Source organism: Microbacterium sp. Clip185, assembly GCF_028743715.1.
Classification (GTDB): domain Bacteria; phylum Actinomycetota; class Actinomycetes; order Actinomycetales; family Microbacteriaceae; genus Microbacterium.
Window position 1 is genome coordinate 827,352 of record NZ_CP117996.1, and the last position, 24,834, is coordinate 852,185.

Sequence of the window (24,834 nt, forward strand, 5' to 3'; positions counted from 1 at the left end):
GAGGGCGTATCAATTGGTCTGACCTCTGCGGTACAGTAGACGCCGGCCTCGGCGACGTCAACCCGCCGGGTGCGTTCGGCTCGACGGCGAGAGGATACCCCGGTGACAGATCAGCGCACCCCGGAATGGGCACCCGTGCAGCGCAGCCGCGCGCACGAACTCGTCATCCAAGCGATCGAGGACCAGATCATGGCCGGGTCGCTGCAGGTCGGAGATCCGCTTCCCTCGGAGCGCGACCTCGCCGCGCGCTTGGGCGTGAGCCGCGCCGGCGTCCGCGAGGCCGTGCGTGTTCTCGAGGGGCAGGGCGTGCTCCGCGCCCAGGTCGGAGCGGGCGCGGATGCGGGCACCTTCGTCGCCGCGCTGCCGGATGCCGCGCTCACCCGCTTCCTGCGGCTGCACGCGGCTCTCGCGAACTACCCCTACCCCGATGTCATCGAGGCGCGCATCGTGCTCGAACGATCGAGCGCCGAGCTCGCCGCGCGGAACGCGGATGCCGCCGCGCTCGCCGCGATCCGCGCAGCTCTCGACGCCGGTGCGGTCGCAGGGCTCGGTCCCGCGGAGTACAACGACACCGACACGGCCTTCCACGTCGCGATCGCGCAGGCCGGCGGCAATCGGCTCGTCGCATCGATGACGGTCGCGATCCGGGAGTCGCTGAGCAGCCGCATCCTCGACGCACTTCGTGACTATGCGGACTGGGAGGGGCTTGCCGCGACGCTGCACGCCCAGCACGTCGAGCTCTTCGACGCCATCGAGCGGCGCGACGGTGCGGCGGCCGCCGACCTCGCCGAGCGCCACATCCGCTTCGCCGTCGACGCCCTCGCCGGCGGCTGATCCCCGCGGGCGGCTGATCCCCGCCACGTCTACCGGCCTGGTCGGGCATGCGTCGCTCGCGGCGCCGGATCGCGACCCGAACTCCTGCACATCCGGCGTCGGCTGCTCCCGCCGGCCCCGCGCGGAGGGTTTTGCAGGAGTTCGGGCCGAGCGGGCTCCTATGGGTGCGCGTTCGGTGCCGCCGTCCCTTCCGCTCCACTGCTGCGTACCGAACTCCTGCACATCCGGCGTCGGCTGCTCCCGCCGGCCCCGCGCGGAGGGTTTTGCAGGAGTTCGGGCCGAGCGGGCTCTGCGATCGAGTCGGTTCCGCGCGGGGAGAGTCCTCCACCGGCCGAGGCTCACGGCGAGTTGCTCGCGCCGGCTCCTCTTCTCGCGGATGGGTCTGTCAGCTCCGTGAGGCTGTCGGCATGCTGCTGGCCTCGCCGTCATACCTGCGCACCGCGGAGCTTCGCCTCCGTGGCTACACCCGTGCGACGATTCGGCACGCGCTAGACTGCGGCGACCTCATCCGGGTGCGACGGGGTCGGTACGTCTGGGGCGGTCTGCATGAGTCGCACCTCCTCGCTGCCCGCTGGGGCGGCCGTCTCGACTGCGTGTCACTGCTGGGCGCTCTGGGTGTTTTCACCCTGTCTCCTGATGAAACCCACTTGCAGTTCGACCGTACGGACTCGCGCCTGCCACGTCGTCACCGCGGTATCCGGGCGCACTGGCGTGAGTCCACGTGCGCGCGGGGGGATCTCCAAGCCGATCTGGTGGAGGCGCTCGCTCAGGCATGCCGCTGTCAGTCGCCCCGGGTCGCCGTCGCGAGTCTCGACAGCGCGTTGCACCTGGGCTTGATCGACGCGGTCGATCTCGACGCCGTTTTCGACCGACTTCCCCGCAGCCACCGATCACTGCGCAAGCTCATCGACGCGCGGGCCGAAGCGGGCTCAGAGACGCTCGTGCGGTTGATGCTGCGGAGCTTGGGATACCGTCCTGCGCTGCAGGTCAGTCTTCCGGGCGTGGGGAGGGTGGATCTGCTCGTCGACGGTTGGCTCATCGTGGAGTGCGACAGCCGCGCGTTCCACGGCGACCTCTCGCAACAGATCAGAGACCGGCGCCGCGACCTCGCTGCGGCCGAGTTGGGTTACGTGACGATCCGCATCCTGGCGGAGGACATCTTCCACCGTCCGGATGCGGTGCGCGCCGCCCTCCGCGCGGTACTCGCTCGTCGGCGGGGCGGGGGTAGCAGCAGAGCGAGCGACTGAACGCCATTGCTCGTGGTGCGGCGGCCGCGACAGACTGTGCCGTCGCCCGCATCCACCGCTCGACGCCGTGAGGTGTCCGAACTCCTGCAATCCGTCACTTTCGGTGGTTCAGCCGGGCCCGCGGCGCGGTTCTGCAGGAGTTCGGGCCGGATGCGGCCGTCGGCGGCGCTGTGCGTGCGACGACGAGCGCGTGCCCGCTCCGGTTACCCGGGGCTTGCCGCCATCGGTCCGAACTCCTGCAATCCGTCACTTTCGGTGGTTCAGCCGGGCCCGCGGCGCGGTTCTGCAGGAGTTCGGGCCGGATGCGGCCATCACGGCGCTGGGCATGCGGCGACGAGCGCGTGCCCACCCCGGTCACCCGCGGCTCGCCGCCGTCGGCCCGAACTCCTGCAATCCGTCGCTTTCGCCGGTTCAGCCGGGCCTGCGGGGCGGTTCAGCAGGAGTTCGGGCCAGCGGACCACACGGCCGCCCGGGCGGGGCGGCAGGGGTCAGCTGCGGCGGAGGAGGCCGATGCGGTCGTAGACGTCGCCAAGGGTCTGCTCAGCGACGGCCGAGGCCTTCTGCGCATTGACGGCCAGGGCGCGGTCGAGTTCGGCGGGGTCGTCGAGCATGGCCAGGGCGCGCTCGCGCACCGGGCCGAACTCCGACACGACGACCTCCGCCAGCGCCTTCTTGAAGTCGCCGTAGCCGCGGCCCGCGAACTCGTCCTCGATCGAGGGGATCTGCCGGCCCGTGAGCGCGGCGAAGATCACGAGCAGGTTCGACACGCCGGGCTTGGTCTCGCGGTCGTACCGCACGACGCCTTCGGAGTCGGTCACCGCGCGCATGATCTTCTTCGCGTTGACCGCCGGGTCGTCGAGCAGCCACAGCACACCCGCGTCGGACTCCGCCGACTTCGACATCTTCGAGGTCGGATTCTGCAGGTCGTAGATGCGGGCCGTGTCCTGTCGGATCACGGGGGTCGGCACGGTGAAGGTCTCGCCGTACCGCGCGTTGAAGCGCTCTGCGAGGTCGCGGGTCAGCTCGACGTGCTGCTTCTGGTCGTCGCCGACGGGCACGACGTTGGTCTGGTACAGCAGGATGTCGGCGGCCATCAGCACCGGGTAGGTGAACAGGCCGACGTTGGTCGCGTCGCTGCCGTACCGCTGCGACTTGTCCTTGAACTGCGTCATGCGGCCTGCCTCGCCGAAGCCGGTGATCGTCGACAGGACCCAGGCCAGCTCGGCGTGCGCGGGAACGTGCGACTGCACGTACAGCGCCGACTTGGAGGGCTCGATGCCGGCCGCGATGTACTGGGCGGCCGTGCGCCGGGTCTTCGCGCGGAGCTCTGCCGGGTCGTTGGGCTGCGTGAGCGCGTGCAGGTCGACGACGGAGAAGAACGCGTCGTACGACTCCTGCAGGTCGCGCCACTGCAGCAGTGCCCCGATGTAGTTGCCGATCTGGAGGGAGTCGGCCGAGGGCTGCATTCCGGAGTACAGGCGCGCTTTGCTCACCCGTCGATTCTACGGACCCGGATGCGGTGCGCCGTCGCCTCTCAGACGCCCAGACGGTAGTCGGCTACCACGGGAGCGTGGTCGCTCCACCGTTCGGCGTACGAGGCAGCCCGCGCAACCCGGTAGTCGGCAACGCGCGCCGCGAGGGCGGGAGTGGCCATGTGGTAGTCGATGCGCCAGCCGGTGTCGTTGTCGAACGCCTGTCCGCGGTTGGACCACCAGGTGTAGGGGCCGTCGACCTCGCCGGCGAAACGGCGACCCACATCCACCCAGCCGAGCCCGACGCCCTCGACTCCATCGACGCCCGTCACGAGAGCGCCGGCATCGCCGAAGAAGCGGTCGAAGTAGGAGCGCTCGCGGGGGAGGAACCCCGCCTTCTTCTGATTGCCGCGCCAGTTCTTGATGTCGAAAGGGCGGTGCCCGACGTTGAGGTCGCCGGTGACGAGCGCGAGCGCGTCGTTCTGAGCCAGCTCGGGCAGCCGCACGCTCATTGCGTCGAGGAACCCGTACTTCGCGTCCTGACGGGGAGTTCCGTCTTCACCGGAGTGCACATAGGCGCTGACCACCGTGAGGCGCTCGCCGTCGACCTCGACGTCGGCCTCGATCCACCGCCCGCGGGAATCGACGCTCTCGTCGCCGAGCTCGATGCGGGATGCGGTGATCGGGATGCGGCTGGCCACAGCCACCCCGGAGCGCCCCTTCGTCAGCGACTCGTCGTGGACGAGCTCCCAGCCCGGAAGCGCGCTCTCGAGATGGGTCAGTTCGCCGCGCACCTCTTGGAGCGTCAAGATGTCGACGTCCGCGCTGTCGAGCCAGCCGGCCATGCCGTTTCTCACCGCAGCGCGGATTCCATTGACGTTGACAGAGGCGATGCGAAGGGTTCGTGACACGCCTTTCAGCGTATCCGGCACCACCGACACACCCGCTCAGTCGAGGAAGTGCCGGAACCGCGGCCGAGCGGTCAGGGCTGCGACGGCCGCGGCGGCCGCATCCCGCTCCTTCGTCGCGCGTTCCACTCGTCGGCGGGCGGCGGGGCGCTGCCACCACGCTGCATGACGCGCGCGCTCGCGGGCCTCGCGCAGGCGCACCTGCGCGGCGACCGAAAGCGCGTGCACTTCGAGTGCCTCACGCTCGGCGTCGGTCAGCTCGACCAGCGGCAGATCGCGGTCGGCGGTGGAGACGGCGATCCACGCCGCGGCCACGAGGATCACGACACCGGTGATGCGGAACCAGAGAAGAAACCCGATGAAGATGGCGAAGGTGGCGATGAGCGGGTTGCTCGGCGTGTATCGCAGCAGGAGCCCCGCCCCCACCTGCAGCAGCGCGAGAGCTGCGCCGCCGAGGATCGAGCCCGGCCAGATGCGGCGCCAGCGCAGCGACGTGCCGGTGAGGAAGCGGAAGAGCAGCGCGAGTGCGACGGCGTTGACGAGGAACGCGACCACGAGGCTGAGCGCGCGTGCGAGGATCGTCGACCAGGTCGAGTCCGGCTGCCACTGCAGGACGGTTGCCAGCAGATCCAGCGCCCAGGTGGTGATCTGCACGAGCACCCAGCCGGCGAGCAGCGCGATGCCGAACAGTGCTGCTGCCAGGAGGTCGCGGGCCTTCAGCATCACATAGCTGCGCGAGTCGAAGGGGAGGCCGAAGGTGTCGCGCACGGCGCGGCGGGTGAAGGTAATGAACCCGATGGCTGTCCAGATGACGACCACGAGCGCGATCGCTCCGGTCGTCGGCAGCAGGCCGCCGCTGCTCTGGGAGGCGACGGCCTCGACCTGGCTCGGCTTGACCAGCCCGCTCTCGCTGATGAGGGCGGGGATGTAGCTGTTGACGATGTCGATCAGCTGATCCACGGCCGCGTCGTCGCCGCCGAGCCAGATTCCGACCGCTGCGGCGGCGAGATAGATGCCGGCGAAGATCGCGAACAGCGACTGGTAGCTCACTCCCGCGGCCAGGAGGAAGCCGTTGTGCTGGAGGAAGTGCCGCCATACCCGGATGGGGAACCAGGCCAGGGTCCGTCTGGTGAGCGCCGTCGCCTTCTCGATGGGTTCGTCGAGGCGCTCGCGCAGGCTCGCCTGCGCGGCATCCCATCGATCGCGCAAGGTGTTCTCGTCTTCGGGCAGTACGAATCGCACGTCGGCGTCGTTCTCCCGGGCTCGCCTCACGCCCTCACCCTAGCGAGATCGGGCAGCGGCTCCGCATCCGGTCAGCCGCGCAGAACCGCCTGCTTGACCTCGGCGATCGCCTTGGTGACCTGGATGCCGCGCGGGCACGCCTCGGTGCAGTTGAAGGTGGTGCGGCAGCGCCACACGCCTTCCTTGTCGTTGAGGATGTCGAGACGCACATCGCCGGCGTCGTCGCGCGAGTCGAAGATGAAGCGGTGCGCGTTGACGATGGCAGCGGGGCCGAAGTACTGGCCGTCGGTCCAGAACACGGGGCACGACGAGGTGCACGCGGCGCAGAGAATGCACTTGGTGGTGTCGTCGAAGCGCTCGCGGTCGACGATGGACTGCACGCGCTCCTTGCCCTTCTCCGGCGTGGAGTTCGCGATGAGGAACGGCTGCACTTCGCGGTAGGACGCGAAGAAGGGCTCCATGTCGACGATGAGGTCCTTCTCCAGGGGCAGGCCCTTGATCGCCTCGACGTAGATCGGCTTCGAGATGTCGAGATCCTTGATCAGCGTCTTGCAGGCGAGGCGGTTGCGGCCGTTGATGCGCATGGCGTCGGAGCCGCAGATGCCGTGGGCGCAGGAGCGGCGGAAGGCGAGCGATCCGTCGACCTCCCACTTGATCTTGTGCAGCGCGTCGAGCACACGGTCGGTGGAGTACACCTCGACGTCGTAGTCAACCCAGCGCGGCTCTTCGTCCAGCTCCGGGTTGAACCGGCGCACGATGAAGGTGACCAGGAACGCCTGGACGCCGGAGTCGTTCGTCTCCTGCACCTCGGGGGCCTCGGTGGTGGTCTCGGCGATGGCGGTGGCGGCCATGCTCAGTACTTCCTCTCCAGCGGCGGGTAGCGCAGTTCCCCGGCCTCGTTCTTGGTGAAGACGACCGGCTTCCAGTCGAGGCGGATGTGGTCCTCCGGGTGGGAGGAGTGCGCATCGCCCGACAGGTAGGACATCGTGTGCTTCATGTAGTTCTCGTCGTCGCGCGTCGGGTAGTCGTCGCGCATGTGGCCGCCGCGGCTCTCCTTGCGGTTGCGTGCGGCGACGGCGACGACCTCGGCGATGTCGAGGAGGAAGCCGAGCTCGACGGCTTCGAGAAGATCGGTGTTGTACCGCTTGCCCTTGTCGTCGACGTGGACGTTCTTGTAGCGCTCGCGCAGCTCGGCGATGACGAGCATGACCTCACCGAGGGACTGGTCGGTGCGGAACACCTGAGCCTTACGGTCCATCTCGTCCTGGAGCGTCTTGCGCAGTACGGCGATGCGCTCGGTGCCGGTGTTGTTGCGCAGACCCTCGATCATCTCGCGCACCTCGCGGGCCGGGTCTTCGGGCAGCGGAACGAACTCGGCGCCGCTCTGGACGTACTTCACGGCGTTGCGCCCTGCGCGCTTGCCGAACACGTTGATGTCGAGCAGGGAGTTGGTGCCGAGGCGGTTGGAGCCGTGCACCGAGACGCACGCGCACTCGCCCGCGGCGTAGAGACCGGGAACGACGGTGTCGTTGTCGCTGAGGACCTCGGCCTCGATGTTGGTCGGGATTCCGCCCATCGCGTAGTGCGCCGTCGGCATGACCGGGACGGGCTCGACGACCGGGTCGACGCCGAGATACGTGCGGGCGAACTCGGTGATGTCGGGCAGCTTGGTCTCGAGAACCTCCGCCCCCAGGTGCGTGCAGTCCAGAAGCACGTAGTCCTTGTGGGGGCCGGCGCCGCGACCCTCCTCGACCTCCTGCACCATGCAGCGGCTGACGATGTCGCGCGGTGCGAGGTCCTTGATGGTCGGCGCGTAGCGCTCCATGAAACGCTCGCCCGAGGCGTTGCGCAGGATGGCGCCCTCGCCGCGCGCTCCCTCGGTCAGCAAGATGCCGAGACCGGCGAGGCCGGTCGGGTGGAACTGGAAGAACTCCATGTCCTCCAGCGGGAGCCCCTTGCGCCAGACGATGCCGACGCCGTCGCCGGTGAGAGTGTGGGCGTTGGAGGTGGTCTTGAAGATCTTGCCGAAGCCGCCGGTGGCGAACACGACGGCCTTCGACTGGAACACGTGCAGGTCACCGGTCGCGAGCTCGTAGGCGACGACGCCGGCGACCTTCGTGGCGCCCTCGTCGTCGACCGTGATCAGGTCGAGCACATAGAACTCGTTGAAGAAGTTGATGCCGAGCTTCACGCAGTTCTGGAACAGCGTCTGCAGGATCATGTGGCCGGTGCGGTCGGCGGCGTAACAGGCGCGACGCACCGGGCTCTTGCCATGGTCGGCGGTGTGGCCGCCGAAGCGACGCTGGTCGATCTTTCCGTCGGGCGTGCGGTTGAACGGCAGGCCCATGTTCTCGAGGTCGATGACCGCGTCGATGGCCTCCTTCGCGAGGATCTCCGCCGCATCCTGGTCGACGAGGTAGTCGCCGCCCTTGATCGTGTCGAAGGTGTGCCACTCCCAGGAGTCCTCTTCGACGTTGGCGAGCGCTGCGGCCATGCCGCCCTGTGCCGCACCCGTGTGCGAGCGGGTCGGGTAGAGCTTGGAGATGACGGCCGTCTTCGCGCCGGGGCCGGCTTCGATCGCCGCCCGCATCCCGGCGCCGCCGGCGCCGACGATCACGATGTCGAACTGGTGGTAGTAGACACCGTCCTTGACGACGGTGTCCGCGGTGGAGTGAGTGCTCACAGGTGGGATTCCTCTTGTCTGTTCTGATCCGTGGGACGCGGCGTGCCTACTGGCACACTTCCCACATCACGCTGTCGCTGGTCACGCCGAGGCAGGGGTCGAAAGTGAAGACGACGAGCGTGCCGAGCAGGATCAGGAAGCCCGACACGATCCAGATCGCCCAGACGAGAACGCGTCGCGTGGTGGCGTGCGTGACGTAGTCGTTGACGATCGTGCGCATGCCGTTGCCGCCGTGGATGAGGGCGAGCCAAAGCATCGCGACATCCCACCACTGCCAGAACGGCGAGGAAAGCTTGCCGGCGACGAAGGCGAAGTCGATCTGGTGGATGCCGTCGCCCGTCAGGAGGTTGACGAAGAGGTGTCCGAAGATCAGCACCACGAGCACGAGGCCGGAGGCGCGCATGTACACCCAGCCCCACTTCTCGAGGTTGGGGCCACGGCGCCGCGGCGCGGAGAAGGGACTGCGGGGATCGGCGATCGTCGCGCTCATCAGTGACCGCCTCCCGTCGCAGCGAAGACGTTCATGAGGTGGCGGGGGGCGAAGCCCAGCATCGTGACGGCCCACAGGCCCAGCACGATCCACCAGAGCTGACGCTGGTAGCGCGCGCCCTTGGACCAGAAGTCGACGACGATGATGCGCAGGCCGTTGTAGGCGTGGTACGCGATCGCGGCCACGAGCACGACCTCGCCGATGCCCATCACGGGGTTCTTGTAGGTGCCGATGACCGCGTCGTACGCCTCGGGGGAGACGCGGATGAGGGCGGTGTCGAGCACGTGCACGAGCAGGAAGAAGAAGATCGACACACCTGTGATGCGGTGCAGCACCCAGGACCACATGCCCTCATTGCCGCGATACAGCGTTCCGCGCGGCGTCTTGGACGTCGTCTGAGCGAGCGATGGTGTGACGCGTGCCGTTGCAGCCACGGTCGTCCTCCCTGATCGAACACGGTGGGGCAGGCGTTGCCCTTCGGGGTTTTTGCTGGTCCCCTGCGTCACGCGGGCGCTGCCGACAGTGTATTCGCCGCAGCGGAACGGCGCCCTTTAGGCGAACCTAACAATCTCGACGTCGAGATAAATGCTCAGATGGACTCCGACCGCGAAGCGTCCCCGCGACGACATTCGCCCGACATACGCGGCGGATAGGGTGGCGGGTATGGGGAATGAGATCGAGGGTTTCTACGCCGTCATTCCGGCCGGCGGTATCGGCAGCCGGCTCTGGCCGCTTTCCCGGGCCGACGCTCCGAAGTTCCTGCACGATCTGACCGGCTCCGGTCAGACGCTGCTGCGTGACACCTGGGATCGTCTGGAGCCGCTCGCGGGCCACGACCGGATCGCGGTCGTGACCGGGCGTGCGCACCGGGCCGCGGTCGAGAAGCAGCTGCCCGGCATCCCGGACAAGAACGTCTTCCTCGAGTCAGAGCCGCGCGACTCCACCGCCGCGATCGGTCTCGCCGCGGCCATCCTGGTGCGGCGCGAGCCCGACGTCGTGATCGGCTCCTTCGCAGCCGATCATGTGATCCAGGGATCGCGGGTCTTCGACTTCGCGGTGCGTCAGGCGGTCGCCGTGGCCCGTGCCGGGTACATCTGCACGATCGGCATCCAGCCGTCGGAGCCCTCCACCGGCTTCGGGTACATCAAGAAGGCCGACGAGCTGATCATCGACGGCGCTCCGGAAGCGGCGCTCGTCGAACGTTTCGTCGAGAAGCCCGATCTGGCTACGGCCCGCGAGTACTTCACCGACCGTGCCTACTCCTGGAACGCCGGCATGTTCATCTCGCGCGCCGATGTGCTGCTCGCCGAGATCGAGGCGAACGAGCCCGAGCTGCATGCCGGTCTCATCGAGCTCGCCGAGGCCTGGGACGACCGCGATCGCCGCGGGCCCGCGGTCGATCGCATCTGGCCGGGCCTGAAGAAGATCGCGATCGACTACACGGTCGCGGAGCCCGCGGCCGCCAAGGGCAAGCTCGCCGTCATCCCCGGTCACTTCGACTGGGACGACGTGGGCGACTTCGCGAGCCTCACGAAGCTCGTCTCGAACGGTCGGAAGAACGACCTGGCCGTGCTCGGCGAGCACGCACGCATCCTCTCCGACGCGTCCAGCGGCATCGTGGTGACCCAGACGCAGCGCGTGATCAGCCTCATCGGCGTGCAGGACATCGTCGTCGTCGACACCCCTGACGCCCTCCTGGTGACCACGACCGAGCACGCGCAGCGCGTCAAGCAGGTCGTCGACGCGCTGAAGCTCAACGGCCGCGGCGACGTGCTCTGAAACCGGATGCGGGCGCCCGCCCGGGTCGACGAAACACGCGCGTCACAAGCCGTTTGTAACCATTGGGTTGCGGCCTGCCGATCGGCCCGTTGTGGGCGCGTCACATTAGGTAACGTTGCCGCATCCGTCCCCGGAACTGCCGGGGCATTCCCACGTCTCTTGATGGAGGACTCGTGAAGAAGACGACGACCAAGGCGCTGCTCAGCGGCCTGGCGATCGCGGCCACCGCGGCGCTGCTGGCCGGCTGTGGCTCCGCCCCCACGACCGAAACGACGAGCGGTTCCGCATCCGACGTCGTCGACGGCTTCAAGCCGTGCCTGGTCTCCGACGCGGGCGGCTGGGACGACAAGTCGTTCAATGAGTCGGCCAAGAACGGCATGGACAAGGCGGCCAAGGAACTCGGTGTCACCCCGCTCGAGTTCGAGTCGACCAACGACAACGACTACGCGCCGAACATGCAGACCGCCATCTCCGAGGGCTGCACCCTCGTGATCTCGGTGGGCTTCAAGCTGAGCGCGGCCACCGTCGAGGCGGCCAAGGCGAACCCCGATCTCGACTTCGCCATCGTCGACGACTTCGCCGACACGGACTTCGACAACAAGACCGACGCGCCGAACATCAAGCCGCTGGTCTTCAACACGGCTGAGGCCGCCTACCTCGGTGGCTACGCTGCAGCAGCCTGGTCCGCCAAGGACGGCGTGAACAAGGTCGGCACCTTCGGCGGCATGCAGATCCCGTCGGTCGCCGTGTTCATGGACGGCTACGCGCTGGGCGTCGACAAGTACAACGAGGACAAGGGCGCGAACGTCCAGCTCTTCGGCTGGAACGTGGACACGCAGGAGGGCTCGTTCACCGGTGGCTTCGACGCCAACGACACCGCGAAGCAGACGGCTCAGGGTGTGCTCGACCAGGGCGTCGACGTGATCCTGCCCGTGGGTGGTCCGATCTACAAGAGCGCCGCAGCGGCGATCGCCGACAGCGGCAAGAACACGCTCATGCTCGGTGTCGACAGCGACCTCGCCGTCGCCGACGACAGCGTCGCCGACATCACGCTGGTCTCGATCATGAAGGCGATCGATGTCGCCGTCTACGACGCGACCGTCGCTGCGTCCAAGGGCGAGTTCGACCCGGCACCGTACGTCGGCACGCTGAAGAACGAGGGCGTCAAGCTCTCGAGCTTCCACGACTTCGAGTCGCAGCTGCCGGAGGGCCTGACCGACGAGCTGACCAAGCTCCAGGACGACATCATCGCGGGAACCATCACGGTGACCTCGAAGAACTCTCCCGCCGGTTCGTGATCTGAACCGCACCACCTCGGGGCGAGCGGCTTTCCAGCCGCTCGCCCCGAGTCCCGTTCCGATGCCTTTCGACAGGCATTTTCGACCCAGGTAGGGTGCATCTATGAAGCTCGAGCTCCGCGGGATCACCAAGAGATTCGGCAGCCTCGTCGCCAACGACCACATCGATCTGGTGGTCCGCCCCGGCGAGATCCATGCGTTGTTGGGGGAGAACGGCGCAGGCAAGTCGACCCTCATGAACGTGCTGTACGGCCTGTATCGCGCCGATGAAGGCGAGATCCTGCTGGACGACGTCGTCCAGAACTTCCGCGGCCCCGGCGACGCCATGGCCGCGGGCATCGGCATGGTCCACCAGCACTTCATGCTCATCCCCGTCTTCACCGTCGCCGAGAACGTCATGCTCGGCCACGAGAGCACGAAGGCGCTCGGACGCCTCGACTTGAACGCCGCCCGCACGCACGTCCGCGAGGTCGCGCAGCGCTTCGGGTTCGAGATCGACCCCGACGCCCTCGTGGGGGATCTGCCCGTGGGCGTGCAGCAGCGCGTCGAGATCATCAAAGCTCTCTCGCGCGACGCCAAGGTGCTCGTCTTCGACGAGCCCACCGCCGTTCTGACGCCGCAGGAGACCGACGAGCTGATGGCGATCATGCGTCAGCTGCGCGACGAGGGCACCTCCATCGTCTTCATCACCCACAAGCTGCGCGAAGTCCGCGAGGTCGCGGACCGCATCACCGTGATCCGGCTCGGCAAGGTCGTGGGCGAGGCGTCGCCGACCGCCACCAACGCCGAACTGGCCTCCCTCATGGTCGGTCGTGCCGTCGAGCTCACCGTCCAGAAGGAGCCGCCGACGCTCGGCGAGGGCGGGCTGAAGATCAGCGGACTGCGTGTCCTCACTTCCACCGGTGCGATCGTTGTCGACGGCGTCGACTTCGATGTGCGTCCCGGAGAGATCCTCGCGGTCGCAGGAGTCCAGGGCAACGGTCAGACCGAGCTCGTCGAGGCCATCGTCGGACTCGCGGCGCGGGTCGAAGGCTCGATCAGCCTCGACGGCACCGAGTTGGTCGGAAAGAGCGTGCGGGCGATCCTCGACGAAGGCGTCGGGTTCGTGCCGGAGGACCGCAAGGAAGACGGCCTGGTCGGCGGTTTCTCGGTCGCCGAGAACCTCGTGCTCGACCGTTCCTCCGATCCGGCCTTCGCCCGCGGCGGCACGCTGCGCCGCCGCGCGCTGGATGCTTTCGCGCGCGACCGCATCCAGGAATACGACATCCGCACCCGCGGTCCGGAGACGCCCGCAGGCACTCTGTCGGGAGGAAATCAGCAGAAGGTGGTCATCGCGCGCGAGATGAGCCGGGACCTGCGTCTGCTGGTCGTCGCGCAGCCCACTCGCGGCGTCGACGTCGGCTCGATCGAGTTCATCCACAAGCGCATCATCGAGACACGGGATGCGGGTATCCCGATCGTCGTCGTCTCCACCGAGCTCGACGAGGTCAGCGCCCTCGCCGACCGCATCGCCGTCATGTATCGCGGCAGCATCGTCGGAATCGTGCCCGGCGACACGTCCCGTGACACTCTCGGCCTCATGATGGCCGGCGCAACCGACCCGGAGGTGGCCGCATGAGCGGTTCGACGCCCACGAGCGACCCAGGCGCACGCAAGAGCGACGGCGACGCCGAGCTCCCGCGCGCGACCGGTCCCCTGACCGGCGAGGAGTTCGCCCCCACCCGTTCCGGCATCTTCCTGCGCGAACTGATGCGCGGCAGCGCCGTGGCGACGCTGCTCGCGATCGTGCTCGCGATGATCGTCGGCGGCATTCTGATCGCCGTCACCAACGAGAACGTGCAGGCCGCATCCGGGTACTTCTTCGCGCGCCCCGGCGATACCTTCGTCGCCATCTGGCAAGCCGTTTACAACGGCTATGAGGCGCTGTTCCGCGGCGCGATCTTCAATGCCCGCGGCGCCGACTTCGCGGCGCAGATCCGGCCGCTGACGAACGCCCTCGGCTTCGCTACGCCGCTCATCGCCGCGGGCCTCGGCGTTGCCCTCGCCTTCCGCGCGGGACTGTTCAACATCGGTGCGCGTGGTCAGATGCTCATCGCGGCCATGTTCGCCGGGTTGTTCGCCTTCAACCTCGACCTGCCGCTGTGGCTGCACCTGCCGATCACCTTGATCGCCGGCATCGTCGGCGGTGCGCTGTGGGGCGGCCTGGTCGGCCTGCTGAAGGCGCGCACAGGGGCGCACGAGGTGATCCTCACGATCATGCTCAACTACGTGGCGTACTACCTGCTGCTGTGGATGCTGCGCACGCCCGGTCTGCTCCAGATGGAGGGCACCAACCAGCCCATCACGAAGCCCACGCCGGAGTCAGCGCAGTTCCCCGACCTGCTGGGGCCGCAGTTCCCGCAGCTCAACTGGGGCTTCGTCGTCGTGATCGCGGCGACCGTCTTCGTGTGGTGGCTGATCGAGCGCTCCAGCCTCGGCCTGCGTCTGCGCGCGGTGGGGGAGAACCCGCACGCGGCGCGTGCGGCGGGCATGAGCGTCGATCGCCTCTACATCTACGCCATGCTCTTCGCGGGCGGCCTCGCGGGCCTCGCGGCGATGAACCAGATCCAGGGCACCGTGACAACCGGATTCGGCGCCACGATCGACGCCGGCATCGGCTTCGACGCCATTACCGTGGCCCTGCTCGGACGCAGCCGCGCGTGGGGGACGTTCGCCGCCGGCATCCTGTTCGGTGCGCTGAAGGCCGGGTCCTTCTCGATGCAGGCACAGGGCATCCCGGTCGACATCGTTCTGGTCGTGCAGTCGCTCATCGTGCTCTTCATCGCGGCGCCTCCGCTGCTGCGCGCGGTGTTCTTCCTGCCCAAGTCCGATGCCGAGAAGGCGGCCAAGGCGCGAGCCAAGGCCGCGAAGAAGGCGGTGGCCGCGTGAGCGCTCCGATCCAAGACAACGCCACGGCGCAGCTCGAGCAGAGCGACGGCACCATCCAGCTGGCCGTCGTGAGGCAACGGCACTTCAAGGCCCCGATCGTGCTGGTCGCGGTCGTGGCCCTGCTGGCCGCGCTGTTCGGCCTCTCTCCGCGCGACGGAACGTCTTCGTTCCGCCTCGGCGACCCGTCGCAGGCCTTGGCGCTGCCGGATGTGGGCGTTCCCACGGCCGTCACCTCGTGGCTGGTGTGGGCCGTGCTGGTGGTTCTGACGCTCGTCGCCTTCTGGTTGGCCTGGTCGTACCGTCGCCAGCCGCTGTGGCTCACCATCGCTTTCAGCGTCCTGGGTGTCTTCGCCTTCCTCGTATGGGCCGGTGCCGAGGGACTCGTTCCCGTTCCCAGCCTGCTCTTCGGCGCGGTGTCGCTGTCGGTCCCACTCGTCTTCGGCGCGCTCGGTGGCGTGATCGGCGAGCGTGTAGGCGTCGTCAATGTCGCCATCGAGGGGCAGCTGTTGCTCGGGGCGTTCTCCGCCGCGCTTCTGTCGAGCATCACCGGAAACCCGTTCATCGGGCTCATCGGCGCGATGGTCGGCGGCGTTCTGGTGTCCTTCGTGCTGGCCGCCTTCGCGATCAAGTACCTCGTGGACCAGGTCATCGTCGGTGTGGTGCTCAATGTGCTCGTGTCGGGTCTGACCGGCTTCCTCTACGGTGCCCTGTTGGCGCCGAACGAGGATGCACTGAACCGTCCGGAGCGCTTCACGCGTATCCAGATCCCCGGTCTCAGCGAGATTCCCATCGTCGGACCGGTGCTGTTCAACCAGACGTTCATCGTGTACCTGATGTTCATCACGGTCGCGCTCGTCGCGTGGGGTCTCTACCGCACGCGTTGGGGACTGCGCCTGCGCGCTGTCGGAGAGCACCCGCAGGCCGCCGACACCGTGGGCATCAAGGTCAACGCCTCGCGGTTCTGGAACGTCTCGCTGGCGGGCGCCATCGCCGGCATCGGCGGTGCGTACTTCACGCTGGTCTCGGTGCCGCAGTTCGGCAAGGACATGACCGCCGGCCTCGGCTTCATCGCCCTCGCGGCCGTCATCTTCGGCCGGTGGGATCCGATCCGCGCGACTCTCGCGGCGCTGCTGTTCGGGTTCGCGACGAACCTGCAGAACCTGTTGACGGTGCTGAAGACCCCGATTCCCAGCGAGTTCATGCTCATGCTGCCCTACGTCGTGACGATCCTCGCCGTTGCCGGGTTCGCTGGGCAGATCCGGGGCCCCGCCGCCGCCGGCAAGCCGTATATCAAGGGCTGAGGCCCGCATCCGCTTTTTCGAAAGGACACCGTGACCGACATCGACTGGGATGAGCTGCGCACCGCCGCGACAGAGGCCATGCAGCGCGCCTACGCGCCCTACTCCCGTTACAAGGTGGGAGCCGCCGCCCTCGTCACCGACGGGCGGATCGTCTCGGGCTGCAACGTCGAGAACGCCTCCTACGGTGTCGGACTCTGCGCGGAGTGCGGACTGGTGTCGGAGCTGAACATGACCGGCGGCGGCCAGCTCGTGGCGTTCGTGTGCGTGAACGGCGACGGACAGACGATCATGCCGTGCGGGCGCTGCCGCCAGTTGCTGAACGAGTTCGCGCTGCCAGGGATGCTGCTGGAGACCGTGTCGGGTATCCGCACGATCGACGAGGTGCTGCCCGACGCGTTCGGTCCCCGTGATCTCGAGGAGTACCGCCGATGAGCACGGTCGAGCCCTTCGACGCCGTCGATGTGATCCGCGCCAAGCGCGACGGCCGTCCCGTCGATGAGCCGGCCCTGCGGTGGATGATCGACGCGTACACGCGCGAGTACGTGACGGATGCGCAGATGTCCGCCTTCGCGATGGCTGTGCTGCTCAACGGCATGAGCCGTGACGAGATCCGCGTGATGACCGACGCCATGATCGCCTCGGGTGAGCGGATGAGCTTCACCGCGCTGTCGAAGACCACGGTCGACAAGCACTCCACGGGAGGCGTCGGAGACAAGATCACCCTCCCGCTGGCGCCCCTCGTGGCGGCGTTCGGCGTCGCCGTGCCGCAGCTTTCGGGACGCGGCCTCGGTCACACCGGTGGCACGCTCGACAAACTCGAGTCGATCCCGGGCTGGCGCGCCGCCCTCTCCAACGACGAGATGTTCGCGCAGCTCGACGACGTGGGCGCGGTGATCTGCGCCGCGGGATCCGGGCTCGCCCCGGCCGACAAGCGCCTGTACGCGCTGCGCGATGTCACGGGCACGGTCGAGGCGATCCCTCTGATCGCATCGAGCATCATGTCGAAGAAGATCGCGGAGGGCACGGCATCCCTGGTGCTCGACGTGAAGTTCGGTTCGGGCGCCTTCATGCAGGACATCGACAAGGCTCGCGAGCTCGCCCGCACGATGGTCGCGCTCGGCAACGACTCGGGCGTCGCGACCACCGCGCTGCTCACCGACATGAACAGCCCGCTCGGGCGAGCGATCGGCAACGCGAACGAGGTGCGCGAATCGGTCGAGGTGCTCGCGGGCGGGGGCCCCGCGGATGTCGTCGAACTGACGGTGGCACTCGCCCGAGAGATGCTGACGCTCGCCGGTCAGCCCGACGCGGACGTCGAGGCGGCGCTGAAAGACGGGCGCGCCATGGATGTCTGGCGGCGCATGATCCTGGCGCAGGACGGCGACCCGGATGCGGCGCTGCCGGTAGCGCGGGAGACGCACACGGTGCTCGCGCCGAGTTCCGGCGTCGTCACCCGCCTGGAGGCGCTCCCGTTCGGCATCGCCGCGTGGCGCCTGGGCGCCGGACGCGCGCGTCCGCAGGACGCCGTCGTGCACGCGGCGGGCATCGACCTGCACGCGCAGCTCGGGGAGCGCATCGAGGCCGGTCACCCGCTGTTCACCCTGTCGGCGGAGGATGCTGCCCGCTTCCCGCGCGCCCTGGAGGCGCTCGAGGGGGCCTGGGAGATCGGCGAGGCGGCACCTGCCGCATCCGCCCGCGTCGCCGAACGCATCACCGCCTGAGTCCACCGCTATCCGCGAGGAGCACCCCCTCATGCCCATCGATCAGCACGGTGACGCCACCCTCGACGGAGTGTCGCTGCGAAGCCTGCCGAAGATCTCCCTGCACGACCACCTCGACGGTGCCGTGCGCCCCGACACGATCGTCGAGCTCGCCGACGCCGCGGGCCTTCCCGTGCCCGAGAGCGACGGCGACGACCTCGCCGACTGGTTCGCGGAGTCGAGCGACTCGGGCTCGCTCGTCGAGTACCTGAAGACCTTCGACCTCACGACGTCGGTGATGCAGACGCGCGAGAACCTGACGCGGATCTCCCGCGAGTTCGTCGAGGATCTGGCCGCCGACGGCGTCATCTACGGCGAAGTCCGCTGGGCGCCGGAGCAGCACCTGTCCGGCGGGCTCTCGCTCGAAGAGGTCGTGGAAGCGGTGCAGGAGGGTATCGAGGAGGGTGAGGATGCGGCGGCGGATGCCGGACACGACATCCGCGTCGGGCAGCTCATCACCGCGATGCGCCACACCGATCGTTCGCTGGAGATCGCCAAGCTCGCCGTCGCCTTCCGCGATCGCGGCGCTGTCGGCTTCGACATCGCGGGGCCCGAGGACGGCTTCCTGCCGTCGCGCCACCGTGCCGCTTTCGACTATCTCGCGGCGCAGTTCTTCCCGGTGACCGTGCACGCCGGGGAGGCGGCGGGACTCGACTCGATTCGTTCCGCGCTGCTCGACGGGCGTGCGCTGCGTCTCGGGCACGGCGTGCGTATCGCGCAGGACCTCGAGGTCGTCTCGCGCGAGGGCGATGTCGTCGAGGTCGTGTTCGGCGATCTCGCGCGCTGGGTGCGCGACCGGGAGATCCCGCTGGAACTCTCCCCGAGCTCCAACCTGCAGACCGGCGCGATCGCGGCGTGGGGCAACGAGATGGCGGATCACCCCTTCGATCTGCTGTATCAGCTCGGCTTCGCCGTGACCGTGAACGTCGACAACCGCACGCAGAGCCGCACCTCGCTCACGCGCGAGCTTGCCCTGCTCGCTGAGGCCTTCGATTACGGCCTCGACGACCTCGAGACCTTCCAGATCAACGCCGCCGCGGGCGTGTTCCTGCCGGTCGAGGAGCGCGAGGAGTTGATCGACCTCATCAGCGACGGCTTCGATCGCTGAGGCAGGCGGGCAGACCCGCGCCTGCGCCGGCCTCGGTCGGGCGCCGCGGGTAGGTCGCTCCGGCTCTCGGTGCGGTCGGTTGGGTCCGTGCTGTCCCCGCGGTCCCATCCGTTTCTCAGTCGCGCAGGTTTTTGGGGCGCGGGACATGAACGTGTGGGACACGGAAGGGTATCGGCCCTTTCGGGTCCTCCCCAGGCGCCCACGCTCGGCGGGTCGCCGACGGTGACCACGGGCGCCGCGGAAGCAGACGGGCGGTCGTGATGGGATGCCCCGATGACCGACGCAACGCATCCGCCATCCGGCTTTACGTATCGGGCGGCGCGCGAAGCAGGCATCGGACGCGGTGTGCTGCAGGGGACGCGGTTCCTCGCACCGTTCCACGGCGTTCGCGCGGAGCGGTACGAGCGGCATCCGGACGTCGACGAGTTGCTGCGTCGTTGCCTCTGGTATCTGCCCCGACTGCGCGAGGGTCAGTTCTTCAGCCACGCCACGGCACTCGCTCTCTATGGCGCCACGGTCCCGCCGCGTGAGGAGCGAGCGCTCCACGTCTCGGTGCATCGGCCGTCCTCTCCGCCACGCACGCGCGGGGTGTCCGGCCACCGACTGCAGCAGCGTGATCCCGACGTTCACCTGCTCGGCGAGCTCCCTGTCGAGGCGCCGGAGAGAGCGTGGGTGCAGGCGTCTCGAGACTGGACGACAGATGAGCTCGTCGTCGCCGCAGACCACCTCGTGCGACGTGACCGCCCGCTCACGACCATCCGGGCGCTGACCGCGGAGGCGCTGCGCATGCGGGGCGACGTCCTCGGTGAGCCGCTGTCGCTCGTGCGGGAGGGCTCCGAGTCGGCGCGCGAGACGCTGCTGCGTCTGGTGCTGGTGCGCGCGGGACTGCCCGAACCCGAGCTCAACGTGCCGCTTCGAGACACGCAGGGACGCACCATCGCCCGTCTGGATGAAGCGTTCCCCGCATATCGCGTGGCGGTCGAGTACGACGGGCGTCAACATGCCTTCAGCGTTTCGCAGTTCCGCCGCGATGCGGATCGCTGGGACGCCATTCGGGATGCGGGATGGCACCTCGTCCGGATCCTCGATCACCACCTCTCACCCGATCCTGGGATCGCTGTCGCCAAGGTGCGTGCAGCGCTCATCGCGCGGGGCTGGAAGGACCACGGTCGCCGGTTCACGCTCTGACCCCGGTGCGGCCGATGCGTGTCTCGGTTGTGCACGAGCGCGAGCCCTGGAGCCTGAATGAGTGAGACACGGAGGCGATCGAGCGCAGTGCGTGTCTCAGGGGTGCACCCCTTCGTGGCGCGGAGCGTGAATGAGTGAGACACGGAGGCATCGGGTGAGCTGCGTGTCTCAACCGTGCACGACTTTGGGTCGTCCCGTGTGAATGAGTGAGACACGGAGGCGATCGAGCGCAGCGCGTGTCTCAACCGTGCACGAACCTGAGCCCTGGGGCGTGAAGGAGTGAGACACGGGATGCCGGATGCAGCGCCCGACGCTGGGCCGGCACGCGGGCGGCCGTCAGCGGGGGAGGGAGGCGGCGAAATCGGTGACGAGCTCCGTCACGCGCGCGGTCATCTCCGCCTCGCTGATCGTGGGAGTGCCGTCGCCCGCCTGGGGTCCGTAGGCGCCGAAGGATGCGTGCGACGCGCCGTCGATCTCGACCACCTCGGCGTCGGCTGGCAGGAGGGGCGCCGCGTCCCGGATCTTCTCCGGCGTCGACAGGCCGTCCTCACTGCCTCCGATGCTGAGCACGGGGAGCTCCGCGGCGGAGATGTCGGTCGCGCAGTACGAGGCGAAGAGCACGAGCGCGTCCGCATCCGTCGCGAGCTGACACGCACGCACCCCGCCCAGCGAGTGGCCGCCCACCATCCACGTATCGATGCTGGGGGCAAGGGAGGTGAACGCGTTCAGGGGGCGCGGGTCGAGGAATGCCAGGTTGTACCAGGGGCGGGTGATCACGACGGTGATGCCGTCGTCCACGAGCCCCGAGAGCGTGGCTGCATACGCGATCGGCTCGACCTTGGCGCCGGGGATGAACACGAGCCCCACCTCGGACGATCCGGATGCGGGCGAGAGGACGATGGCGCCGGCCTGTTCGTCGACCGTGACGGCAGCGTCGGCGCGGACCGCCTCGAGAGGGCCGGGCTCGGCGGCCATGACGCCCACCTGCCCCCAGATGAGCACGCCCAGGACAGCGGCCACGACGAGTGCGCCCAGGCCGCCGAACGACCACCCCAGAACCCGTCGGATGCGGCGGCGAGGACGAGAAGGCGCGGGATCGGTCACCCGTCCAGGCTAGAGGGCGCCGACGGTGAGAACGCCGCGAGCCCCACGCCCCGTCATGGCCGACGGGGGCGGGGCTCGCGCGGATGCTCAGGCCGGCTGATGGGCCGCCACGACATCGCGTACAGCAGCGAACAGCGGATGCTGCGGGTCGAGGCCGGTGACTTCGGTCGTGAACGCCGCGGCGCTCTTCGTGCCGAGCAGGCGCTGCAGCTCGATCGACTCCGGGTCCTCGGGGGAGGAGAAGGAGAGCGCCGCCCCCATCGTGGCGACGAGCGCCTCGGTGGGCAGCCCGCGCTCCGCCGCCTCTGCGGCGGGTCCGACGAAGCGCTCGTGACGTGAGAGCTTGCGCAGCGGTTGTCTCCCCACGCGCCACACCGTGTCGGGGAGGGCCGGGTTGCGGAAGCGGGCCAGGATCGTCTCCCGGTAGCGGGCGAGCTCGTCCGGCGCGAACTCATGCTTCGCGATGAGCACAGCTGAGGTCTCTTCCAGCGTCGCCGAGACGGCCGCGGCGATCTCGGGGGAGGCGAGCGCGTCCGAGATGCGCTCGATGCCCGCGCGAGCGCCGTAGTAGGCGGTCGCGGCATGTCCGGTGTTCACCGTGAAGAGCTTCCGCTCGATGTACGGCGCAAGATCGTCCACAAAATGCGCGCCGGGGATGCGGGGCAGCTCGCCATCGAAGGGCGCGCGTTCGATCGCCCACTCGTAGAACGGTTCGACGACCACGTCGACCCCCGCATCCGCCGGCTGGCCCGGCACGATCCGGTCGACGGCGGTGTTCGCGAACACGGCGCGTGCCGACAGTGCCGGCCAGTCGTCGCCGGCCTGCTCCTCGATGTGCGCGCGCAACTGGTCAGTGGCCCCGATCGCGTTCTCGCACGCCATCACCTGCAGCGGCGCGAGTGCCTCGTCGCGCTGAGCGAGACCGGCGCGGATGAGAGGAGCGACGAACTTCAGGATCGTGGGGCCGACGGCGGTGGTGACCACGTCCGCGGATGCGATCTCGTCGACGACGGCCTGCGGGTCCTCGGCGCTGTTGAGGGCGCGGAAGCCGGTGACGACGACATCCGTCCCGCCGTCGCCCACCTCGTGCACCGTGTAGCTGTCGACCGCGTTGATCGCGTCGACGAGCCCGGCCGACACATCGGAGAAGACGACCTCGTAGCCGCCCTCGTGCAGGAGGAGTCCGACGAAGCCACGGCCGATGTTGCCGGCGCCGAAGTGGACGGCTTTCATGCGTTCACCGAGGCGAGCAGCTCGTAGAGCTCCTCGGGCGTCGACGCGGCCTTCAGGCGCGCGACGTCGTCCTCATCGGAGAAGAGCAGGGCGATCTGCGACAGGATGTCGAGGTGCTCGTCGCCCTTTCCGGCGATGCCGATGACGAAGGAGACGGGGTTGCCGTCCCAGTCGACGCCGCCGTCGTAGCGGACGACGGAAAGACCGGAGGCGAGGATCTCGTCCTTGGTCTCGTTGGTGCCGTGCGGGATCGCGAGCTCGTTGCCCATGTAGGTCGAGACGGCCTGCTCGCGCTGCTGCATGGCGTCGAAGTACCTTCCCGTGACCGCACCCGCGGACTCGAGGATGTCGGCGGCTTCGCGCATCGCCTCATCGCGGCTCGCGCCGCCGGAGTGGATGCGCACCTGTCCGATGCCGAGAACTGCCATGATTCTTCCTTTCCCGTTTCTGCCGCGAGCGGCGAGCGTGCGACGCCGCGCGGGCACCTCGTGTCCGATGGACACGGATGCGGGCCGCACGAGGTGTGCGACCCGCATCCTGTGGGGTCAGCCCTGCTGACCATCCTTCTGCTGATCGACGACCAGGTCCACGACCTCTTCGTACTTCGGAGAGTTCATGAAGTTGTCGACCGAGACGTGCACAGCTCCCGGCGTCTGCTTGCGCGCGCGGTCGGTGAGCTGGTTCTGCGTGATGACCAGGTCCTCGCTGCCGTCGAGGTTCGCGATCGCCTTGTTGGTGACCGTGACGCCTTCGACGCCCGCCTTCTTGATCTTGTTGCGCAGCACGCTCGCGCCCATGGCGGACGAGCCCATGCCGGCGTCGCACGCGAACACGATGTTGGTGACCTTCGTCGTGGTGAGCAGGCCGCCGTCGGCCAGGCCGCCGGTCTCGGCCTCGGTCTCGAGCTTGTCGAGCGCCTCGTTGGCGTCACGCGCGGCAGTGGCGTCCGAGGAGCCTGAGGCGCGCAGGGCGTCCATCGCGGCGGAGGACTTGCCCTTGTTCGCCTCGGTCTGAGCGATCGCCGCGCCGAAGGTGTCCGCCTCGGCCTCGAGATCGCGCTTGCGGGAAGCGCGCAGGATGATCGCCGTCAGGATGAAGGTGACCGCTGCGGCGATGAGCACCGAGAGGAACACGATCAGCAGGTTGCCGACGCCCGGGCCGATCGCTGCGGCTCCCACGGCGATGATGCTGCCGGGGGCCGCGGGGAAGGCGAGACCGCCGCCGAGCACCATGTTGGTGGTGACACCGGCCGCGCCGCCCGCGATGAGCGCGAGGATCGTGACGGGCTTGCTCAGCGCGTACGGGAAGTAGATCTCGTGGATGCCGCCGAAGAACTGGATGATCGCGGCGCCCGGAGCCGAGGCCTTGGCCATGCCCACTCCGAAGAACGAGAAGGCCAGCAGCAGTCCGATGCCGGGGCCGGGGTTGGCCTCGATGAGGAACAGGATGCTCTTGCCGACCTCATCCGCCTGCTGGATGCCGAGCGGGGTGAAGACGCCGTGGTTGATGGCGTTGTTGAGGAACAGCACCTTGGCCGGCTCGACGATGATCGACACGAGCGGCAGCAGGTTCAGCGAGACCAGCCAGTTCACCGCCTCGCCGAGGCCGTCGCTGATGGCCAGGAAGACCGGGCCGAAGGCGAAGAAACCGATGATCGCGAGGATCATGCCCAGGATGCCAGCGGAGAAGTTGTTGACCAGCATCTCGAAGCCGGGCTTGATCTTGCCGTCCCAGATCTTGTCCATCTGCTTGGTGATCCAGGCCGCGATCGGGCCCATGATCATCGCACCGAGGAACATGGGGATGTTGGTGCCGAGGATGACACCCATCGTGGCGATGGTGGCCACCACGCCGCCGCGCTCGCCGTAGACCATGCGGCCTCCGGTGTTGGCGATCAGCAGCGGCAGCAGGTAGGTGACCATGGCGCCCACCAGGCCCGCGTAGGCCTGGAAGGTGCCGCCGTCGCCCTGGGCGAGCGCGGTCATGGCGCCGTTCCAACCGATGATGGCGGAGTCGCCGCCGCCGCCGATGATCTCGGAGACGGGGTACCAGTGCCAGCCGAAGGGGCTGTCCGCGCCGAAGAACCCGGCGGGGATGAAGAGCATCGTGATGAAGCCCCACGCGATGAAGGCCGCGATGTTGGGCATGATCATGCCGGAGAGGAACGTGCCGAATCGCTGGACTGCGACCCGGGCTCCTCCCGGCTGCTTGACGGGAGCTGACGTCGTCGTCATGAGACTGTCTCTTTCTACTCTTTGT

General features: G+C 68.4%; 22 protein-coding genes. 11 read left to right on the plus strand and 11 right to left on the minus strand.

The features are described from left to right. The first annotated feature begins 102 nt into the window (after positions 1–102). On the plus strand, positions 103–834 hold the full coding sequence (locus tag PQV94_RS03930; protein ID WP_274287495.1) for a FadR/GntR family transcriptional regulator: 732 nt from the start codon (positions 103–105) through the stop codon (positions 832–834). Between the two features lie 752 nt (positions 835–1,586). Next, positions 1,587–2,081 carry an endonuclease domain-containing protein gene (locus PQV94_RS03935; protein ID WP_274287496.1) on the plus strand — a complete coding sequence of 165 codons (495 nt, stop codon included), beginning with the start codon at positions 1,587–1,589 and terminating at the stop codon, positions 2,079–2,081. A 488-nt stretch (positions 2,082–2,569) separates the two neighbouring features. On the opposite strand, the gene trpS is transcribed toward PQV94_RS03935, so the two are convergent. The 7 genes from trpS to sdhC are packed head-to-tail and all read right to left on the minus strand — an operon-like array spanning position 2,570 to position 9,310. Further along, positions 2,570–3,574 (minus strand): tryptophan--tRNA ligase, encoded by a 1,005-nt coding sequence (gene trpS, locus PQV94_RS03940; protein WP_267955102.1) that lies wholly within the window; start codon positions 3,572–3,574, stop codon positions 2,570–2,572. Between the two features lie 41 nt (positions 3,575–3,615). Further along, a complete protein-coding gene (locus tag PQV94_RS03945; protein ID WP_274287497.1) occupies positions 3,616–4,464 on the minus strand; it encodes an exodeoxyribonuclease III in 849 nt (282 codons plus the stop codon). Positions 4,465–4,500: 36 nt separating this feature from the next. After that, complete coding sequence (locus tag PQV94_RS03950) at positions 4,501–5,733, minus strand: YihY/virulence factor BrkB family protein (RefSeq protein WP_274287498.1); 1,233 nt, start codon at positions 5,731–5,733, stop codon at positions 4,501–4,503. Positions 5,734–5,774: 41 nt separating this feature from the next. Beyond that, complete coding sequence (locus tag PQV94_RS03955; RefSeq protein ID WP_274287499.1) at positions 5,775–6,554, minus strand: succinate dehydrogenase iron-sulfur subunit; 780 nt, start codon at positions 6,552–6,554, stop codon at positions 5,775–5,777. Between the two features lie 2 nt (positions 6,555–6,556). Then, on the minus strand, positions 6,557–8,386 hold the full coding sequence (sdhA, locus tag PQV94_RS03960; protein WP_274287500.1) for a succinate dehydrogenase flavoprotein subunit: 1,830 nt from the start codon (positions 8,384–8,386) through the stop codon (positions 6,557–6,559). Between the two features lie 46 nt (positions 8,387–8,432). Continuing rightward, a complete protein-coding gene (locus PQV94_RS03965; RefSeq protein WP_274287501.1) occupies positions 8,433–8,876 on the minus strand; it encodes a succinate dehydrogenase hydrophobic membrane anchor subunit in 444 nt (147 codons plus the stop codon). Continuing rightward, entirely contained in the window at positions 8,876–9,310 is a 435-nt protein-coding gene (sdhC, locus tag PQV94_RS03970; RefSeq protein ID WP_274287502.1) for a succinate dehydrogenase, cytochrome b556 subunit, read from the minus strand. The genes PQV94_RS03965 and sdhC overlap by 1 nt, the downstream gene beginning before the upstream one ends. Before the next feature lie 229 nt (positions 9,311–9,539). Here sdhC and PQV94_RS03975 point away from each other — a divergent pair, with 229 nt between their 5' ends. The 9 genes from PQV94_RS03975 to PQV94_RS04015 all read left to right on the plus strand — a co-directional run bounded on the left by PQV94_RS03975 (position 9,540) and on the right by PQV94_RS04015 (position 20,238). After that, positions 9,540–10,655 carry a mannose-1-phosphate guanylyltransferase gene (locus PQV94_RS03975; protein ID WP_274287503.1) on the plus strand — a complete coding sequence of 372 codons (1,116 nt, stop codon included), beginning with the start codon at positions 9,540–9,542 and terminating at the stop codon, positions 10,653–10,655. Positions 10,656–10,828: 173 nt separating this feature from the next. After that, positions 10,829–11,953, plus strand: a complete 1,125-nt coding sequence (locus PQV94_RS03980) for a BMP family lipoprotein (protein WP_443192702.1) — start codon at positions 10,829–10,831, stop codon at positions 11,951–11,953. 103 nt (positions 11,954–12,056) lie between these two features. Continuing rightward, positions 12,057–13,571: an ABC transporter ATP-binding protein gene (locus tag PQV94_RS03985; RefSeq protein ID WP_274287504.1), complete on the plus strand. Its 1,515-nt coding sequence runs from the start codon at positions 12,057–12,059 to the stop codon at positions 13,569–13,571. After that, the gene (locus PQV94_RS03990; protein ID WP_274287505.1) at positions 13,568–14,881 is read left to right on the plus strand and encodes an ABC transporter permease; all 1,314 of its coding nucleotides are present in this window, start codon (positions 13,568–13,570) and stop codon (positions 14,879–14,881) included. The genes PQV94_RS03985 and PQV94_RS03990 overlap by 4 nt, the downstream gene beginning before the upstream one ends. Continuing rightward, positions 14,878–16,182 (plus strand): ABC transporter permease, encoded by a 1,305-nt coding sequence (locus PQV94_RS03995; RefSeq protein ID WP_274287506.1) that lies wholly within the window; start codon positions 14,878–14,880, stop codon positions 16,180–16,182. Before PQV94_RS03990 ends, PQV94_RS03995 begins: the two co-directional genes overlap by 4 nt. 30 nt (positions 16,183–16,212) lie before the next feature. After that, a complete protein-coding gene (locus PQV94_RS04000) occupies positions 16,213–16,614 on the plus strand; it encodes a cytidine deaminase (protein WP_137416324.1) in 402 nt (133 codons plus the stop codon). Then, positions 16,611–17,903 carry a thymidine phosphorylase gene (locus PQV94_RS04005; RefSeq protein ID WP_274287507.1) on the plus strand — a complete coding sequence of 431 codons (1,293 nt, stop codon included), beginning with the start codon at positions 16,611–16,613 and terminating at the stop codon, positions 17,901–17,903. The genes PQV94_RS04000 and PQV94_RS04005 overlap by 4 nt, the downstream gene beginning before the upstream one ends. A gap of 31 nt (positions 17,904–17,934) precedes the next feature. Further along, complete coding sequence (locus PQV94_RS04010; RefSeq protein WP_274287508.1) at positions 17,935–19,050, plus strand: adenosine deaminase; 1,116 nt, start codon at positions 17,935–17,937, stop codon at positions 19,048–19,050. A gap of 273 nt (positions 19,051–19,323) precedes the next feature. Next, the gene (locus PQV94_RS04015) at positions 19,324–20,238 is read left to right on the plus strand and encodes a hypothetical protein (protein ID WP_274287509.1); all 915 of its coding nucleotides are present in this window, start codon (positions 19,324–19,326) and stop codon (positions 20,236–20,238) included. Between the two features lie 336 nt (positions 20,239–20,574). Here PQV94_RS04015 and PQV94_RS04020 read toward each other — a convergent pair whose 3' ends face one another. From PQV94_RS04020 to PQV94_RS04035, 4 genes are all read right to left on the minus strand, one after another. Then, positions 20,575–21,342: an alpha/beta hydrolase gene (locus PQV94_RS04020; RefSeq protein WP_443192703.1), complete on the minus strand. Its 768-nt coding sequence runs from the start codon at positions 21,340–21,342 to the stop codon at positions 20,575–20,577. Positions 21,343–21,429: 87 nt separating this feature from the next. Further along, positions 21,430–22,575 carry a mannitol-1-phosphate 5-dehydrogenase gene (locus PQV94_RS04025; protein WP_274287510.1) on the minus strand — a complete coding sequence of 382 codons (1,146 nt, stop codon included), beginning with the start codon at positions 22,573–22,575 and terminating at the stop codon, positions 21,430–21,432. Next, entirely contained in the window at positions 22,572–23,003 is a 432-nt protein-coding gene (locus PQV94_RS04030; protein WP_243226955.1) for a PTS sugar transporter subunit IIA, read from the minus strand. The genes PQV94_RS04025 and PQV94_RS04030 overlap by 4 nt, the downstream gene beginning before the upstream one ends. A gap of 117 nt (positions 23,004–23,120) precedes the next feature. Then, positions 23,121–24,809: a PTS mannitol transporter subunit IICB gene (locus PQV94_RS04035; protein ID WP_274287511.1), complete on the minus strand. Its 1,689-nt coding sequence runs from the start codon at positions 24,807–24,809 to the stop codon at positions 23,121–23,123. Between the last annotated feature and the right edge of the window lie 25 nt (positions 24,810–24,834).